Below are 16,827 nucleotides of genomic sequence, written 5' to 3'. Positions count from 1 at the left end.
TCAATGAGTTGTGTGCAGTTCTATGAGAGCCGGCTTGCCGGCGATGAGGCCGGCACAGCCAGCACAAGACAGTTGCCCCTGCAGGTGGGCAGGTCATTCGCCATAAAACGCCTGCACCTGCTGCGCCTCGCGCAGGCGCATGCGGCTGTTGCTCAGGTGCAGGTACATGGCCGCGCGGGCGGCATCTACCTGGCGGCTGGCGATGGCATCGAAGATTTGCTGGTGCTCGGCGTTGATGCCGGCCAGGTAGGTGCTGCGGTTGCTTTGCCCGGTGTAGGCGGAGTTCATCCGGGTGCGCGGGATCATCTTGGTCCCCAGGTGCTTCATGATGTCGATCAGGTACTGGTTGCCGGCTGCCTTGGCGATCTTCAGGTGGAACTGAAAATCGGCGTTGGTGGTGCTGCCGGACTTCTCCGGGCCCTGCATCAGGGCGTCCAGCGCCTGGGCAAGTTCTTCGAGCGCCTGCGGCGTGGCCCGTTCGGCGGCCATGCCGGCGGCCTGCACCTCAAGGCTCAGGCGAAACTCCAGCAGGTCGAGCACGTCGCTCAGCAGGCCGATGGTGGCAGGCCCGACGTTGAAGCTTTCAGGTGCCGGCATGTCGAGCACGAAGGTGCCCACGCCGTGGCGGGTTTGCACAAGGCCTGCCGCCTGCATGCGCGAAAGCGCCTCACGTACCACGGCGCGGCTGACGCCTTCGGCCTGGATGATCGATGCTTCGGTGGGCAGTTTGTCGCCGCGTTTGAGGACGCCTTCACGCATGCGCTGGGCAAAGCGTTCAACCAGTTGTTCGGCAAGGCGACGCGGTTTTTGCAGGGCGGTAGCGGTTTGATCCGGCATTGTTCTGCTCATGTGTGTACAGCGGGCATTATAGAGCGTTTTGCTGCAAGGCTGCGGGTATAATCCAGCATCTTCCGGTTTGAATGGGCCTTTGCAATGGCATCCGCTACCCCCGAACGACGCCTCAACCTTGCCCAGCAACTGGTTCAGGATCTGTCGCAGCAGATTCTTGCCGGCGAGTTGCCTGCGGGCAGCAAGTTGCCCACCGAGGACGCCTTCTCCAAGGCCCGGGGGGTCAGCCGTACCGTGGTGCGCGAGGCGCTGTCGCGCCTGCAGGCCGAGGGCCTGGTGGAAACCCGCCGGGGTATCGGCACCTTCGTCGTCGATGCCTTTCCTGCCGGCGACTTCCAGGCCGCCAGCCCTGACATGGGTGAGGCTTACAATGCGGTCGCAATCATTGAGCTGCGCCTGTGCCTGGAGGTGGAGGCCGCGGCAATCGCCGCGCAACGCGCCACTGCAGAGCAGTTGCTGGCCATGCGTACGGCACTGGACCAGGCCCGGCTTGTCGGGCAGGCGCCGTGCACGCGCACTGACTTTGCGTTCCACCTGCAGATTGCCCAGAGCACCGGCAACAGCTTCTTCATCGACAGCATGACGCACCTGGGTAACACCTTGGTGGCCGCCGGTGAACAGGCCGCGCCTTTGCCGGGCGAGGCACAGCAGGTGCGTGAGCGTGAGCAGGTGTACGCTGCGATCGCCAGCGGGGATGCCGAGGTGGCACGGGCGGCCATGCGCCTGCACCTGACCAACTGCCTGGTGCGGGCGCGGGCATCGGCAACGTAGAGAAGGCTGCGCGGTTCAGGAGGTCTGGGCACCGCTACCATTGCCCGACAACTGCTGCTTGAGCTTGTCGAAGCCCCAGTTGTACAGCACGGTGTACGGCAGGATGAACACGAAGAAACCCGCCTCCAGCATGAAGGCCGTGACCAGGCCGATATCCAGCATCCACATCGCCACTGGCAGGCACAGCACGATGATCCCGCCTTCGAACCCCAGCCCGTGCAGCAGCCGGTTGGTAAATCTCCACTGCGAGCGGGGCCGGCTGACGAAGCGGTCGACCAGCGCGTTGTAGGCCATGTTCCAGCCCATGGCGATCAGCGATATCACAAGCGCCAGGGCGCCGGTGGTTTCCATCGGTTTGTCGAACACCCAGGCCATGACCGGGGCCGACAACACCACCGCACCAATTTCATAGCCGATGGCGTGGGTAAGCCGTTCAGTGAGGGAGACACGGTTGCCTTGCATGATTGCACCTGCGTTGAGCCAAATGATGCTTCACATGCTCGTTGATAAAATTGATACTGAACACATAACAGCTATCGGTTTTATCTATACATGCGTTATTCACCGGAATCCCTCGTGGCGTTTGTCGAGGCCGTTGCCTTGGGCTCGTTCTCGGCTGCCGCGCGCAAGCTGAACAAGAGCCAGTCCACGATCAGCATCGCCGTCGCCAACCTTGAGGCGGATGTGGGCTGCCAGTTGTTCGACCGCAGTGGCCGCCATCCGCAGCTCAACGAGGCGGGGCGGTTGGTTTTGGCGCGGGTGGACGAGATTCTCGCTGCCAGCGAACGCTTGGACGCGTTGTCCATGCGCCTGGCGGCGCAGGTCGAGCCGTTGCTTTCGGTGGTTGCCACCGATATCTACAGCCCGATCTTTTTTGGCGATGTGGTGGCCCGCTTCGCCGAGCGCTTCCCCGACACCGAACTGCGTTGCGGGCCTGCCGAGGATGCCGATGCCATCCACATGGTCCAGGCCGGCCAGGCGCACCTGGCGATTCTTGCGGCGCAGGCTGGCTACCCGGCGGACGTCGCCGCGCAGCGCCTGGCCGGTCAGGCGCAGTTCGGCGTGTACGTGGCGGCCAGCCACCCGTTGTCGGCGCTGGCGCAGGTGACGCCGGGCCAGCTCAAGGGCGAGCGGCAGCTGTTCATCCGCACTTATGCGCGCAGCAGCGAGCCGGCCAGCAGCCAGGCCTGGTCGGCGCCGGACTACCTGACCTTGATGGAGTTTGCCGGCCGTGGTTTTGGTTGGGCCGAGTTGCCCAGGGTGATGGTCGAGCGCTTTGGCAAGGACCTGGTGGAGCTGCAGGTACGGGGTTACCCGCGTAGTGTCGACATCGATGTGGCCTGGTCGCGCAAGGCGCCGCTGGGGGTGGCTGGGCAGTGGTTGCTTGGGCAGGTGCTGGAGAGTTGAGGCCAGTTCTTTGGTTTTTGTGGCTGTTGGCGGCTTTTGGTCAGCTTCGTGCATGGAATTTCTGGCAGAAACAGCCACTCTTACGTACTGCAAGCCGTTTTGAGGGCTGCTCCCTTCCAACAAAAAAAGCCATGGGGGTTGTATATGAGTTGTCTGATTTGTGCGGGGCAGGCGCAAAGCGTCGAATGCCCGTCGGGGTTTGAGCAGCGCTGCTGTGCGTTGTGTGGGAGTTATCGGATGTCCCAGGCGCTGGTGTTGTGGATGATGGACGAGGGGCAGATTTTCGATGCTCAGCGGATGAGGGAGTGGCTGGCCGGGCGGCGGGTTGAGGGGGAGGTGCCTGTTATTGAGTTGCATGAGGCGATTGTGGTGTGAAAGGGGCTGGTATTTTTGTTGACTCTGTTGAATCTGGTTTAGTTGGTTTAGTTGGTTTAGTTGGTTTAGTTGGTTTAGTTGGTTTAGTTGGTTTAGTTGGTTTGAGAGTTGTGCGCGAATTCATTATTTGTAGTGACGCTTATTCACCTTTCCGCCCTTACGGCGGGTAACTTTTTGAAGGATCAAAAAGTCACCAAAAAATCCTCGCTCCATTCATACGGCCCCCTGCGCTGCGCTCCGGGGGTTCCCTCACTCCGGGCTTGCTCCGGGGGTACGCGCCGACGGGCCGTCCCTGGCCCGATCGGCGCTCGACCGGCATCCATGCCGGTCGCCCCCCTACGCAATCCCTGCGTTCGGCCTCCTGAAGTCGCGAAGTTAGGGGCGGCGCCTGCACTGGTGCAGCTAACCGCTAGTTGCATTTGTGGGACCTCAGGATTGCAATCGCCGGCAAGCCGGCAATAGGGCCCGAACAAACGACACATCAATAATAACTAAACCAATATCTCTGCTCTTGATCTGGCTCTTGATCTGGCTCTTGATCTGGCTCTTGATCTGGCTCTTGATCTTGCTTCTAAGCGCGCAATAGTTCAGGCAACACAAATCGCGACTTCAGGAGGCCGAGCGTAGGGATTGCGTAGGAGGGCGACCGGCATGGATGCCGGTCGAGCGCCGATCGGGCCAGGGACGGCCCGTCGGCGCGTACCTCCGGAGCAAGCCCGGAGCGAGGGAACCCCCGAAGCGCAGCGTAGGGGGCCGGATGATGGGAGCAGGGCGGCTTTGGTTACTTTGGCCGGGGGCGCCGAGCCGCGACCAAAGTAACCCGCCGTAAGGGCGGAAAGGTGACGAAAAGCGTATATCGTCAACGAATGCGCATACATCTCCCAGCGCAATCACCCTAAAGCCCCGAACCCGCCCCCTCAAGCCCCACTCTGCAACGCCTCAATAAACACCCCCTCCGCCCGGCTCAACCGCTGCTCCCGGTTCCACAACAGGTGAATATCCACATCGGCAATCCCCTCCAGCGGCGGCAGCTTCCACAAAAGCCCCGCCGCCACATCCGGCGCAACCACATGCTCCGGCAGGCAACCGATGCCAAACCCGGCGATCACCAGCCTGCGTACCTCTTCAAGGCTCGGCGACGAGGCAACGATCCGCCCGGCAAACCCCTGCTGGTCACGGAAAATGGTCAGCGGCGAGAGCATCCCGCCAATCTGGTCACTGGTAAAACTGACGAAGTTCTCCCGCAACAGGTCGCCCCCTTGCTGGCCGAACAGGGCATGGTGCCGGCCGCAGAAAAACGCATAGCGCTGGCGCAGGAACAATCGCTGCTCAAGGCGCGGCTGCGGCCGACGGTTCAGGCTCAGGCCGGCAGTGGCGGTCTTCTCCTGCAGCGCGGCAACAATGTCCGAACTGCGCATCACATCGATCTCAAGCTCCACCCGCGGGTGCTGGCGGTGAAACTCGGCCAGGAAGTTGTCGAAGCGTTCACTGACGATGCGGCTGATCATCAACAGCCGCACCTTGCCCACCAGCTCGTCCGTCGGTTGCTCCAGCAGGCCGCCGATCTGCGACATCTGCCCGTACACCTCGCCAGCCAACGCAAACAACTGCTCGCCCACCTCGGTCAACACGAAGCGCGGCCCGCGACGGGCGATGAGCTGGCGGCCCAGTTGTTCCTCCAGGCGCTTGAGCGCCTGGCTCACCGCCGGTTGGGTCAGGTGCAGGCGCGCGGCGGCGCGGCTGATGGACAACTCCTGGCCGATCACCCGGAAGGTGCGCAGAAGGTTCCAGTCGAGGCGGTCGTTGAGCAGGCGGTCGGGCATGACAGGCTCGATATAAGTAGGGTTAATAATTCGAATAATAAATAGAAAATTGACTAATCATAGAGGTGGGCCGAAAAATCGCAGTCATTGAGGCCTGTGACATCGCTGTTGGCCTCTTCGCGGGCAAGCCCGCTCCCACAGGTAGGGCGCCGCCTGCTGCTCCTGTGAAACCCTGTGGGAGCGGGCTTGCCCGCGAAGAGCCCAGAACCGACGAACAGGCCAAGCGCCAAAAGAGCGCAAACCGTGCCCCCAACTCCTGCCAAAAAAACAAGCAAAGGAGCCACCCCCATGAAGCCCGTCGCTTCGCCCCAACCACGCCGCGCCGCTGCCGCCGCGTTCATCGGCACCATGATCGAGTGGTACGACTTCTACATCTACGCCACCGCCGCCGCGCTGGTGTTCGGCGCCTTGTTCTTTCCCTCCGACAACAGCCTGTTCAGCACCATGGCCGCCTTCGGCACCTTTGCCGTGGGCTTTTTCGCCCGGCCCCTGGGCGGTATCGTGTTCGGCCATATCGGCGACCGCATCGGGCGCAAGAAGTCGCTGATCATCACCCTGCTGATGATGGGCGTGGTCACCGTGTGCATCGGCCTGTTGCCCACCTATGCGCAGATCGGCGCCGCCGCGCCGGTGCTGCTGATCATCCTGCGGGTGGTGCAAGGTATTGCCGTGGGTGGTGAGTGGGGCGGTGCAGTGCTGATGGCCGGCGAGCATGCGCCCAAGGGCCGGCGCAATTTCTTTGCATCCTTCGCCCAGTTGGGCAGCCCGGCCGGGTTGATTTTGTCGCTGCTGGCCTTCAGCGCGGTCACCCGCCTGCCGGAAGAAGAGCTGATGAGCTGGGGCTGGCGCGTGCCGTTTTTGGCCAGCGCGCTGTTGCTGCTGGTGGGCCTGGCGATTCGCCTGGGGGTCAATGAGTCGCCGGAGTTTCTCGCCAGCCGCGAGCACGCCGAAAAGGCCCGGCGCAAGGAGCAGGCACCGGTGTTCGAGGTGCTGCGCACTGCCTGGCGGCCGCTGCTGCTGTGCATCGGCGCCAACACCCTGGGCATTGCCGGGGTCTACTTCACCAACACCTTCATGATCAGCTACACCACCCAGCAACTGCACCTGGAGCGTTCGCTGATTCTCGAGTGCCTGTTCTTCGTGGCGTGCATCCAGTTTTGCGTGCAGCCGCTGGCGGCGTGGCTGTCGGAAAAACTCGGTGCCACGCGTTTTCTGGCCCTGGTGGCATTGCTGGCGATGGCCTCGCCGTACCCGATGTTCGTGCTGGTCAGCAGCGGCGAAGGCCCGCTGATCGTGCTGGGCATCGCCCTGGCGGCGGCCTGCATGGCCTCGTTCTACGCGGTGATTGCCGGTTACGTCAGCGGCATGTTCGACACCCGCGTGCGCTACACCGCCATTTCCCTGGCCTACCAGATCTGCGGCGCCATCGCCGGTGGCCTGACGCCGTTGATCGGCACCTGGCTGGCCCACCGCTTTACCGGCCAGTGGTGGCCGATGGCGGTGTTCTACACCCTGATCGCCACCATTTCGCTGCTCTGCGTGCTGGCCCTGGCGCGCCAATACGCCCGTAGCCGCCAGCTCGAACTGGCCTGAACCCCTGATTTGCCTGGAGTACCTGCAATGTTGAAATGCAACGGCGAACGCCTGTGGGCGAGCCTGATGGCCATGGCCGAAGTCGGCGCCACCGCCCGCGGCGGCAGCTGCCGCCTGGCCCTGAGCGACGAAGACAAGGCCGGCCGCGAACTGTTCAGCCACTGGTGCCGCGAAGCCGGCCTGGCCCTGAGCGTGGATGCCATCGGCAATCTGTTCGCCCGCCGCGCCGGCACAGATTCGCAGGCCGCCCCGGTGATGATGGGCAGCCACCTCGACACCCAGCCTGAGGGCGGCCGCTTCGATGGCGTTTATGGGGTGCTGGCCGGGCTTGAGGTGCTGCGCCGCCTCGATGACCTTGGCATCCAAACCCGCAAACCACTGGAAGTCGCGGTCTGGACCAACGAGGAGGGCGCGCGCTTCACCCCGGCCATGTTCGGCTCGGCGGTGTTCACCGGCAGCCTGGCCCTGGAGCAGGCCCTGGCTATCCGCGACGCCGACGGCATCAGCGTGGCCGACGAACTGCGCCGCACCGGCTACGCCGGCCAGCGCCCGCTGGGGGGTGAAGTAGACGCTTACTTCGAGGCGCACATCGAGCAGGGCCCGATCCTTGAAGACAACGCCAAGGCCATCGGTGTGGTCAGCGGCGGCCAGGCCATTCGCTGGCTGGACGTCACGGTCGAAGGAATGGCTGCCCACGCCGGCACCACGCCGATGGCGCTGCGCAAGGATGCCCTGTATGGCGCCGCGCGGATGATCCAGGCGGTCGAGCAGTTGGCTGCCGATTTTGCCCCCGAGGGCCTGACCACCGTCGGCGAGCTGTCCATCGCCAAGTCGTCGCGCAACACCATCCCCGGCGTGCTGCGTTTTACTGTCGACCTGCGCCACCACCGTGACGCGGCTATCGAGGCCATGGAGCAGGACCTGGCCCTCAAGCTGCAGGCCATCGCCAGCCAACGCGGCCTGCAGGTGCGCATCGAGCGCCACTGGGTCAGCCCGGCCACGCCGTTCGATGCCGACTGCGTGGCGGCGGTGCAGCAGGCGGTGGACGGCCTGGGTTACGCCCAGCAGCCGATCGTCAGTGGCGCCGGCCACGACGCCATTCTGCTTGCCCGTTACTGCCCGACGGCCATGGTGTTCATCCCCTGCGTCGGTGGCCTGAGCCATAACGAGGCCGAAGACGTGCTGCCCGAAGATGCCCGCCAGGGTGTCGATGTATTGCTCAATGCCGTGCTGGCCCGCGCCGGCCAGGTTGCACAAGGAGAAGCCTGATGCGTTGCTACTTCCATCCCGAACAGCTGCTGCACCACCCGCGCAGCTACTATTCCCGCGGCGCCATGCGCACCCCGCAGGAAGTGCCCGAGCGCGCCCAACGCCTGCTGCAGGCTGCCAAAGGTCTTGGTTTTGACATTCGCCAGCCAGCCGATGCCGGCCTGGCGCCGCTTGAAGCTGTGCACGGCAGAGCCTACCTGGCGTTCCTCGAAGAAGCCCACGCACGTTGGAAGGAAGTGCCTGAGGACTGGGGCGACGAGGTAATGTCCAACATCTTTGTGCGCGAGCCCAACGCCCTGCGCGGCATCCTCGCCCAGGCCGGGCGTTACCTGGCCGATGGCAGTTGCCCGATAGGCGAGCACACCTGGCACGCCGCCTACTGGTCGGCGCAGAGCGCCGTGGCCGGCGCCCAGGCGATTCTCGACGGCGAGCCTGCCGCCTATGCCCTGTGCCGCCCGCCAGGCCACCACGCGCGCTTCGACGCCGCCGGCGGCTTCTGCTACGTCAACAACGCCGCCGTGGCCGCCCAGGCCTTGCGCAGCCGTTATCGCCGGGTGGCCATCCTCGACACCGACATGCACCACGGGCAGGGCATTCAGGAAATCTTCTACGACCGTGATGATGTGCTGTACGTCTCGGTGCATGGCGACCCGACCAACTTCTACCCGGGCGTAGCCGGCTTCGAGGATGAGCGCGGCAGCGGCGCGGGGCAGGGCTACAACCTCAACCTGCCCATGGCCCATGGCGCCAGCGAGGCGGATTTCATGGCCCAGTTGGAGGTGGCCCTGGCCGCAGTGAAGGACTTCGGCGCCGAGGTGCTGGTGCTGTCGCTGGGCTTCGATATCTACGAGCTGGACCCGCAGAGCAAGGTGGCGGTGACCACCGCAGGGTTTGCCCGTTTGGGTGAGCAGATTCGCGGGTTGCGGTTGCCGTGTTTGATTGTGCAGGAGGGGGGGTATCACCTGGAGAGTTTGGAGGCCAATGCGCGGGCGTTTTTTGCGGATAAGGGGGAATGGCGGTAAACCTCTGAGCCGGCAGCGTGCTGTGCTGCCGGCGGATTGTTGTTGGTGGGTTCCGGCTCAAAGTTTAAAAGTGCTTAACTGCTAGAGTTCAAGTTGTATTTTTTTAGGGTGATAAATTCAGGTTCTCGCCAGTTTGGGCCCTTGATGTAGCCGCCACCCTTTTCTTCGATTAACCCTTGATTGATCATCTCCTTAATAATATTTATTAGGCCTAGGCAATCGCCGACAAATATCCAGTCGTTACGATTGTAGAGCCTGTCAAGGTGTGGGTGTGAAATCGAATTATTCCCAGTTATGAACAGTATGACGTCAGTGGGTGTTTCGTTTTTTATTACATCGTGAATGCTGTTCATGGGTACTCCCTTTTGATTTGCAAGTCGTCAGCATCCAAAGCTTCCGGAGTGTATAGGAGCTCTGGGTTAGAGTGTAATTTATAATCCTCTAGTGACGCTGCGTGGGTATTGTTCCAAGTCTCCCCACGATCCATCGGCAGGGTGGTGTCCTCAACGCCCAGTGCACGAAAGCGTTCTAGTTCCCTGATTTCGTGGGTGTAAAATCGCTTGTCTGTGTCGATTATATCGAGCTCGCCGCGGAGAATTTGTTCAAGTCGACCAATCATGATTCTATTCGCATCGGACACAGGAAACCGATTGGTGTGTAATATCACCAAGTCTACTCCCTCTCGCGTGATATCAGCTTGTTGCCAGTCTAGATTCTCAATCGGACCTCCCGCTTTTTCGGGATTGTACGGTCGTCCGCTGTAAGCGCCCACTGTCGTCGCCCCAGGATAAGGCGAGTTGAAAAGCACGTACAAAGGCGGCAACCCTGAATCCGCCGGGAAAACGATCACATAGTCATCCCAGCTCGCATCGCCAAGGCCAGGATAACTGTCGACTCTCGCCTCGACCGGCTTCAGCGTTGCACCTTCATACACCGGTGGCTCTATGTGCTCGATTGGCGTAACGGTCGAAGCGTCGCCCGGTGTAACCACCGGCGTCCATGTCAGCGTGCGTGGCGGAACATCGGCGGTGGTGGCGCTGTAGAGATTGCGTTGGGTGTCAAAGGTCGCTGCTATCACGCGTACCTGCGGCGGTACGAGCTGGCCGTCGCTGGTGGCGGTGAATATTTCCGAGCTGCCGGCCTCGCCTGGTTTCGAGCCGAAGCGGTAGGGGAGCTCGACCAGGGGCGTTGCCGCGCTGCCGTTGGCCAGCGTCGAGGCAAGGTGAGGGTCCAGCTCGGCGAGCGGGGTCTGTAACACATAGCGTGCCGGGAGTTCGCCGTTACCCAGGCGTGATGGATACAGCATGGCGAATGTTCCCACCGCGAACCCAGCCAGAACACCCGAGCCAAGCCCTTTCAAGGCGGTGATGGAAGCCTTGATCTCGCCCAGAAGGGAGAGTGTCGACAGCACCGTGCCGGCAGGGGTAACGAGCAGTGGGCCTGCGATAGCAGCTGCTCCGGCTGCGGAAAACGTGTTCGCCTGGCGCATGAGTTCATGGTGAGCAGCAATGCGTGCGGCTTCAGCTTGCGCGGCGGCTTCAGCAGCAATACGGTCAATTTCCGCTTCAACCTGCGCTGCGGCTTCAAGTGCTTCAATTTTGCTATTCAGATCGGCCAGAGCTTGCTGAGAGAGGGCAATGGTTTGTTCGGCTAGCGCGAGGTTGATTGCAGCGTTATAGCTTTTGACCAGTTGTTCATGCGCCGGGCCGGTCGAGCGCTTGTCGATTTTTACCGCGCGAGCCTGGAAGGAGTCGGAGGCCTTGGTGATGTCGGTTTGGAATGGGTTTTCGCCGTAGAACGCCTTGGCGTCCATTTCCAGGCTTGGAAGTTCAAGCTGTGCGTTTTGAATCAGGTTCAGTACGGTACTTCTTTGGGCTATCAGATTGCTCAGGGGATGAGTTTCAGTTGATGCGGGTGTTGAAAGGGCTTGTGTTACCTTTTTTTGATTCGCTGTTTTTTGGTCGCTGAGTGATATTGAGGAGACGTTATGGGTAACGAGCGCCAGAAGCTTTAATGACAAGAAGTTTTGAGGGCCGCCAGGGCTCATTTTGCGTATGTCTTGCGACGTGCTGAGAAGCGAACCTGAGCCAAATGAAAAATTTGGCAGTGTCACATGGTTGTTTTTGTAGCTGGGATGATCGGGGGTTATCAGTATAGGGGGGAGAGTGACCGGTCCTTGCATATCAGCTCCATCGAATGGTTTTCGTCAGATGTAAGGTTTATCGACTGCTTCGGTATCCAGATAGAAAGCCTTCTGCGAACTTCTGGCGGGTTTGATTCTGAGGATTCGATCCGAGCGTTAACAGTCAGCGCCTATTGATCTTGGCTGTAGGACTGTTCTGGTATGCATGTGTGATTTGGCTTTGCGTCAGGGGCAACTGAGTGAATACGCAAGACGCCCAGGCGAGCACCTGGCAGCCCTGGACGCAATCAATTGGAAAGGGATGGGGTTTACCGGGCGATGTGCTTATCCACGGCTGCTCGTGAACAGGCAGCAAGGTAAATAGCTGGCGCAGCGATGGATGGCACCGGCTTTGCCGGTGTTCGCGGGTAAACCCGCTCCCACAGGGACCGCATCACCTTCAGGTTTGCATTGAACCTGTAGTGGCCAGCTTGCCGGCGATGAGGCCCGCAGGCCTTGCACTGCCGGTGCCGGCCCCATCGCGACACAAGGCCGCTTCCCACAGAGACCGTGGCGCATCTACGAGACCAGTTCTCTGCGCGACAGCGCAGCCCGAAAGGGCTGGGTGATCTCCTACAGATACCGCGCGGCCCTGTGGGAGCGGGTTCACCCGCCAAGACCCCAGCCCGATCTCAAGGGTGAAAGGTCTTCCCCAGCGCATCCAGCCGGCTGGCGATCGGCGGCAGCCGGCGGCTGCTGGAGGCCAGGGTTTCCATATCCTGAGCCGTGCCGCTGGCAATCCCCTGCACCGACTGCAAGCGCTCGACAATTTCCTGGCTGACCGCCGACTGCTCGCGGGTGGTGGTGACGATCTGCCCGTTGAGTGAGTCGATCTGCGCAATATCGCGGCTAACCGCCAGCAGCATCGCCGCTGCCAACTGGCTGTCCTCGACGCAGCGCTCCACCCCTTGGCGGCTGTCGTGCATGGCCTCGACCGCCTGCCGGCTACCTTGTTGCAGGGCCTGGATGATCGCCCTGATCTCCTGGGTGGACACCGCAGTACGCTTGGCCAGGTTGCGTACCTCGTCGGCCACCACGGCAAAGCCGCGCCCCTGGTCGCCGGCCCGGGCGGCCTCGATGGCGGCGTTCAGCGCCAGCAGGTTGGTCTGCTCGGCAATGCTGCTGATCACCTCCAGCACGGTACCGATCTGCTGCGCCTGCCCGGCCAAGGCCTCGACGGTGTCGTTGGTGCCTTGCAGGTGCGAGGCCAGTTGGGTGATCTCCTGCTGGGCGCGGTTGACGCTGTCCTGGCCGCGGCTTACCTGGGCGCTGGCCTGGCCTGCGTGTTCGGCGGCGTGTTCGACGTGTTCGGCAATGTGGCCCATGGCGTCGCCCATCTGCTGCATGCAGCCGGTTACCTGGGCGATTTCGTTCAACTGGTGGCGGGCGCCTTTTTCCAGGGTGCTGCTGGTCTTGGCCAGCTCCTGGCCCAGTTCGCCCAAGCCTTGCGAGTCGCGCACCACGCCATCCACCAGGTCGGTGATCTGGCCGAGAAAGCGCTCGAAGCGCTGGGCCAGCGGGACGTGCGCCGCGCCTTCTTTAGCGGTTTCGCGGGTGAGTTGCGACGTGCTCAGCAGCATCTTGTCGAGCAAGTCCTGGCTCTCTTCGGCGTCCCGGCGGGCGTGCACGGCCAGGTACAGCAGGGCGATGGTCTCCATCACCACGTAGAACGCGTGCACCATCACCATCCCCCAGCCGCCATGGTGAGCCATGACGAACACCGGGTAGCCCTGGTGCTGCAGCACATGGAAGATCACGTGGTGCAGGGCGATGGTCAGCGCCGCCACCAGGATCGGCAGCCAGTCGCGGTAAAAGGTCAGCACCGCCAGCAGGGCGAAAATGCCGAAGTGCGATTCGATCATGCCTTCGGCCTGGTTGATGTGCAGCGCCGCCATGAGCATCAGGCCGACCGCCAGGCAGCAACGCATCGGGCGGGTGCCGCCAATGGCGCGGTACAGCCCGGTCAGCGCAAGGCAGGTAGCGCCGCCGATGACGAGGGATTGAATCAGGGTGTCGTGCCAGAACGCCAAAGCCAGTGAAAACACCAGCATCAGCCAGGTCAGGCCGAGCATGATCCGGTCGGCCTTGCGGTAGTGCTGGTAAAAGCGGGCGGCGTGGGGCATGGGCGGGGCTCCGTGGGGTCATGCAGAGCGTAGCCGTTTGCCACTATTGTTCCAAGGAGGGCATGCGAATGGGTGTGTGGTGCAGCAGGTGCGTCCCCGTGTAGGAGCCGGCTTGCCGGCTCCTACACGGGGACGCTGCCTCAGTTACAACGCACCCCGGCGCACATGCTTGACCATCACCTTCTCCAGCAACTCCCACATCGCAGGGTCGGTGCTGAACGCCACATTGAAGCGCATCCACCCGGTCGCCTTGGCATCGACCATGAACAACTGCCCGGGCCCGAGCATGATGCCTTTTTCCAGCGCGTCATCCAGCAGCGCGGTGCTGTCGGGGATGGCCGGGTGGCGGGTCCAGATGTACATGCCTTCGTCGGACTCGATGAACAACTCGAAGCCCAGCCGGTGCAGGTGCCGGCCGACTTCCTGGTGGGCGTCGGCCAGGCGCTGGCGCAGGCGCTTGAGGTGCTTGCGCCAGCGCCCGTCGATGATCGCGGCGTACACCACCCGCTCCATCACCTGCGAGGTGGTCAGGCCCGAGCGCATTTTCAGGTGCAGCAACTTCTGGGTGAGTTCGGGGTTGGCCAGCAGGTAACCCACCCGCACGTTGGGCGAGATGCTTTTCGAGTAGCTGCCGACATACACCACCTGTTGCAGATGGTCGAGGCTGGCCAGGCACGGCAGCGGGTCGGCGATCATGTCGGCGTACAGGTTGTTCTCTACCAGCCGGAAGCCGTGCTGGCTGGCCAACTGCAGCAGGCGGTGCAGTTGCGCCAGCGGGGTGCGCGAGCAGGTCGGGCTATGCAGGTGCGGCTGGGTGAAGAACGCCGTGGGGCGGTGGTGGGCCAGCAGGCGCTCGAGCTGGTCGAGGTCGTAGCCGGCCGGGGTGCGCGGTACGCCCACCAAGGTGGCGCCCTGGGTGCGCAGAATGCTCATCAGGTTGGGGTAGCCGGGGTCGTCCACCAGCACCACGTCGCCCGGGCGCACCAGGGTACGCACCGCCAGGTCCAGGGCCTGGCTGGCGCCGTGGGTCAGCATAAGCTGCGCCGGGTTGGCAACGATCGACAGCTCCTGGGTGAGGTTTTGCGCGGTCAGCGCGCGCAGCTCGGGCAGGCCCATGGGGTCGCCGTAGCCAGACAGCTCCAGCGGGCTGCCGGCCACCTGGCGCATGCCGCGGCGCAGGCCTTCTTCGTACATCCAGTCGTTGGGCAGCCAGCCGCAGCCGGGTTTGTAGGGCAGTTGGCGGGTCTCGAAAATCTGCTGCAGGTACCATTCGGAGTTGAACATCGGGCGCGAGGTGTCGGCCTCGACGTTCTGGCTGTCCAAGAGCTCGTTCGCCGCACGATTGACGAAGAACCCCGCATTGCCCTTGCTCACCAGCAGGCCCTGGGCCACCAGCCGGTCGTAGGCCTCCACCACGGTGAAGGTGCTCACCGAATAGGTGGACGCGAAGGCACGGATCGACGGCACCTTCGCGCCGGGCTTGAGGGTCTGGTTGTCGATCAGTTCGCGCAACCCGTCGATGATCTGGTTGACCAGCGGGGTAGGGGAGTCCGGGTGTAGCTGGAGCATTCAGGGTGCCTTCAGGGGTGCGTATCGCCAAGCGCCTGCAGGGTGTATTGCATTGGCGGCCTGTACAGTGCAGTGCGGATTTCATGCCACTGTGCATGGCTCTCTGTGTCAGACATTTTTACATTACGTGTCAGATATATCCAACACAGCGCGTACCAGCGTCATGAACAATCACAACATCGCTGCATTACCGTCGAGGCATGCCTCGCACCTTCTTTCTGCCCGGTCGGCCGCCTTCGGCCCGGCCCCAGCATGGTTCAGTTCGTTCAGGGGGCAACCTCTGACGGCGTAAGCAGGCCGCCACGGATGGCCTGCGTGTGCCTTTGCACACCTCCCTGCCCGCACCAGCACTGATGTACAGGTGAGACCGATAACCATCGGGGTTTCACAGTTTTCCTTGGATAAAAAGAAGCACGGGGTACACAACTGATGGACGCAACATCTACATCCACCGCGAAAGGCGAGCACGAGAGCAAGCTCAGTGCCTCGCTGAAATCGCGTCACCTGACCATGATGTCGATCGCCGGGGTGATCGGCGGCGCACTGTTCGTCGGGTCCGGCAGCGTCATCCACAGCGCCGGCCCTGCTGCAGTGCTGGCCTACCTGGCCGGCGGCATCCTGGTGGTGCTGATCATGCGCATGCTGGGTGAAATGGCGACTTCCTCGCCAGACACCGGCTCGTTCTCCACCTACGCCGACCGCGCCATCGGCCGCTGGGCCGGCTTCACCATCGGCTGGCTGTACTGGTGGTACTGGGTGATCCTGATGGCCTGGGAAGCCTATGTCGCCGGCAAGATACTGCACGGCTTCTTCCCTGACGTCAGCGTCAACGTGTTCGTGCTGGCCACCACGTTGGTGCTGATCACCGTCAACTTCTTCAACGTCAAGCACTACGGCGAGTTCGAGTTCTGGTTCGCGCTGATCAAGGTGGTGGCGATCGTCTGCTTCCTGATCGTCTGTACTGCGGCGGTGATGAACATCTGGCAGTTCGGTGAAGTGCGTGGTATCACCCACCTGACCGCCGAAGGCTTCATGCCCAACGGCATCACCACGGTGATCGGTGCGTTGCTGGGTGTGATGTTCGCCTTCCTGGGCGCCGAAATCGTCACCATCGCGGCCTCCGAAGCCAAGGACCCGGCCACCCAGATCGTCAAGGCCACCAACTCGGTGGTATGGCGCGTGTGCCTGTTCTATGTCGGTTCGATCTTCCTGATCGTCTGCCTGGTGCCGTGGAACGACCCGCAACTGGGCGTCTCCGGCTACGGCGCCTACCGCCGCACCCTGGAACTGCTCGGCGTGCCCCACGCCGAGCTGCTGATGAACTTCGTGGTGCTGACCTCGGTGAGCAGCTGCCTGATCTCCGGCCACTACACCGCCTCGCGCATGCTGTTCTCCCTGGCCCAGCGTGGCGATGCGCCGTCGTTCTTCAAGATCACCCGCGCCGGCACCGGCGTGCCGGTGTACGCGATCATCGGCTCCTGCGCCGTGGCGGTGGTGTGCGCGCTGATCAACTTCAGCGAGACCCTGCGCCCGAAAGACGTGCTGGAGACCCTGATGAACACCACCGGCATGATCGCCCTGCTGGTGTACCTGGTGATCGCCTTCTCGCAGCTGCGCATGCGCCGCAAGCTGATTGCCGAAGGCAAGGAAGTGCGCCTGAAGATGTGGCTGTTCCCGTGGCTGACCTACCTGGTGATCGCCTTCATCGTGGCGGCCCTGGTGACCATGGCGTTCATGCCTGACTACCAGATCCTGGTGATCTCCACCGGCATTGCAGCAGCTGTCGTGGTGGCCATGGGTGTGGTGCATCAGATCCGTAGCGCCAAGCAGCACTAAGCGCTATT

General features: G+C 62.5%; 15 protein-coding genes. 8 read left to right on the top strand and 7 right to left on the bottom strand.

Annotation, left to right across the window (positions count from 1 at the left end):
• Window positions 1-93: 93 nt before the first annotated feature.
• On the bottom strand, window positions 94-837 hold the full coding sequence (locus KSS93_RS18535; protein ID WP_217885420.1) for a FadR/GntR family transcriptional regulator: 744 nt from the start codon (window positions 835-837) through the stop codon (window positions 94-96).
• 96 nt (window positions 838-933) lie between these two features.
• Here KSS93_RS18535 and KSS93_RS18530 point away from each other — a divergent pair, with 96 nt between their 5' ends.
• The gene (locus KSS93_RS18530) at window positions 934-1,620 is read left to right on the top strand and encodes a FadR/GntR family transcriptional regulator (protein WP_217885419.1); all 687 of its coding nucleotides are present in this window, start codon (window positions 934-936) and stop codon (window positions 1,618-1,620) included.
• A 15-nt stretch (window positions 1,621-1,635) separates the two neighbouring features.
• Here KSS93_RS18530 and KSS93_RS18525 read toward each other — a convergent pair whose 3' ends face one another.
• Window positions 1,636-2,082, bottom strand: coding sequence for a multidrug/biocide efflux PACE transporter (locus KSS93_RS18525; protein ID WP_217885418.1), 447 nt, complete (start codon window positions 2,080-2,082; stop codon window positions 1,636-1,638).
• Window positions 2,083-2,172: 90 nt separating this feature from the next.
• Between KSS93_RS18525 and KSS93_RS18520 the strand changes: the two genes are divergently transcribed.
• The 3 genes from KSS93_RS18520 (at window position 2,173) to KSS93_RS18510 (ending at window position 3,572) form a co-directional block, all read left to right on the top strand.
• Entirely contained in the window at window positions 2,173-3,027 is an 855-nt protein-coding gene (locus KSS93_RS18520; protein ID WP_217885417.1) for a LysR family transcriptional regulator, read from the top strand.
• 237 nt (window positions 3,028-3,264) lie between these two features.
• The gene (locus tag KSS93_RS18515) at window positions 3,265-3,402 is read left to right on the top strand and encodes a hypothetical protein (protein WP_217885416.1); all 138 of its coding nucleotides are present in this window, start codon (window positions 3,265-3,267) and stop codon (window positions 3,400-3,402) included.
• Entirely contained in the window at window positions 3,399-3,572 is a 174-nt protein-coding gene (locus tag KSS93_RS18510) for a hypothetical protein (protein ID WP_217885415.1), read from the top strand. The genes KSS93_RS18515 and KSS93_RS18510 overlap by 4 nt, the downstream gene beginning before the upstream one ends.
• Before the next feature lie 747 nt (window positions 3,573-4,319).
• Here KSS93_RS18510 and KSS93_RS18505 read toward each other — a convergent pair.
• Complete coding sequence (locus tag KSS93_RS18505) at window positions 4,320-5,225, bottom strand: LysR family transcriptional regulator (protein ID WP_217885414.1); 906 nt, start codon at window positions 5,223-5,225, stop codon at window positions 4,320-4,322.
• 288 nt (window positions 5,226-5,513) lie between these two features.
• On the opposite strand from KSS93_RS18505, the gene KSS93_RS18500 reads away from it, so the two are divergent.
• The 3 genes from KSS93_RS18500 to KSS93_RS18490 are packed head-to-tail and all read left to right on the top strand — an operon-like array spanning window position 5,514 to window position 9,109.
• Window positions 5,514-6,818, top strand: coding sequence for an MFS transporter (locus tag KSS93_RS18500; RefSeq protein ID WP_217885413.1), 1,305 nt, complete (start codon window positions 5,514-5,516; stop codon window positions 6,816-6,818).
• 27 nt (window positions 6,819-6,845) lie between these two features.
• Complete coding sequence (locus KSS93_RS18495) at window positions 6,846-8,087, top strand: Zn-dependent hydrolase (RefSeq protein ID WP_217885412.1); 1,242 nt, start codon at window positions 6,846-6,848, stop codon at window positions 8,085-8,087.
• Window positions 8,087-9,109, top strand: coding sequence for a histone deacetylase family protein (locus KSS93_RS18490; RefSeq protein WP_217885411.1), 1,023 nt, complete (start codon window positions 8,087-8,089; stop codon window positions 9,107-9,109). Before KSS93_RS18495 ends, KSS93_RS18490 begins: the two co-directional genes overlap by 1 nt.
• A gap of 74 nt (window positions 9,110-9,183) precedes the next feature.
• Here KSS93_RS18490 and KSS93_RS18485 read toward each other — a convergent pair whose 3' ends face one another.
• From KSS93_RS18485 to KSS93_RS18470, 4 genes are all read right to left on the bottom strand, one after another.
• Window positions 9,184-9,462: a hypothetical protein gene (locus tag KSS93_RS18485; protein ID WP_217885410.1), complete on the bottom strand. Its 279-nt coding sequence runs from the start codon at window positions 9,460-9,462 to the stop codon at window positions 9,184-9,186.
• Entirely contained in the window at window positions 9,459-11,291 is a 1,833-nt protein-coding gene (locus KSS93_RS18480; protein WP_217885409.1) for an S-type pyocin domain-containing protein, read from the bottom strand. The genes KSS93_RS18485 and KSS93_RS18480 overlap by 4 nt, the downstream gene beginning before the upstream one ends.
• A 632-nt stretch (window positions 11,292-11,923) precedes the next feature.
• Entirely contained in the window at window positions 11,924-13,414 is a 1,491-nt protein-coding gene (locus KSS93_RS26740; RefSeq protein WP_217885408.1) for a methyl-accepting chemotaxis protein, read from the bottom strand.
• A gap of 144 nt (window positions 13,415-13,558) precedes the next feature.
• Window positions 13,559-14,983, bottom strand: a complete 1,425-nt coding sequence (locus tag KSS93_RS18470; RefSeq protein ID WP_217885407.1) for an aminotransferase-like domain-containing protein — start codon at window positions 14,981-14,983, stop codon at window positions 13,559-13,561.
• Between the two features lie 429 nt (window positions 14,984-15,412).
• Between KSS93_RS18470 and KSS93_RS18465 the strand changes: the two genes are divergently transcribed.
• The gene (locus KSS93_RS18465) at window positions 15,413-16,819 is read left to right on the top strand and encodes an amino acid permease (protein ID WP_217885406.1); all 1,407 of its coding nucleotides are present in this window, start codon (window positions 15,413-15,415) and stop codon (window positions 16,817-16,819) included.
• Window positions 16,820-16,827: the final 8 nt, after the last annotated feature.

Origin of the sequence: Pseudomonas xanthosomatis (genome assembly GCF_019139835.1) — a bacterium.
Classification (GTDB): domain Bacteria; phylum Pseudomonadota; class Gammaproteobacteria; order Pseudomonadales; family Pseudomonadaceae; genus Aquipseudomonas; species Aquipseudomonas fakonensis.
This window is presented reverse-complemented; position numbering and strand designations above follow the sequence as displayed.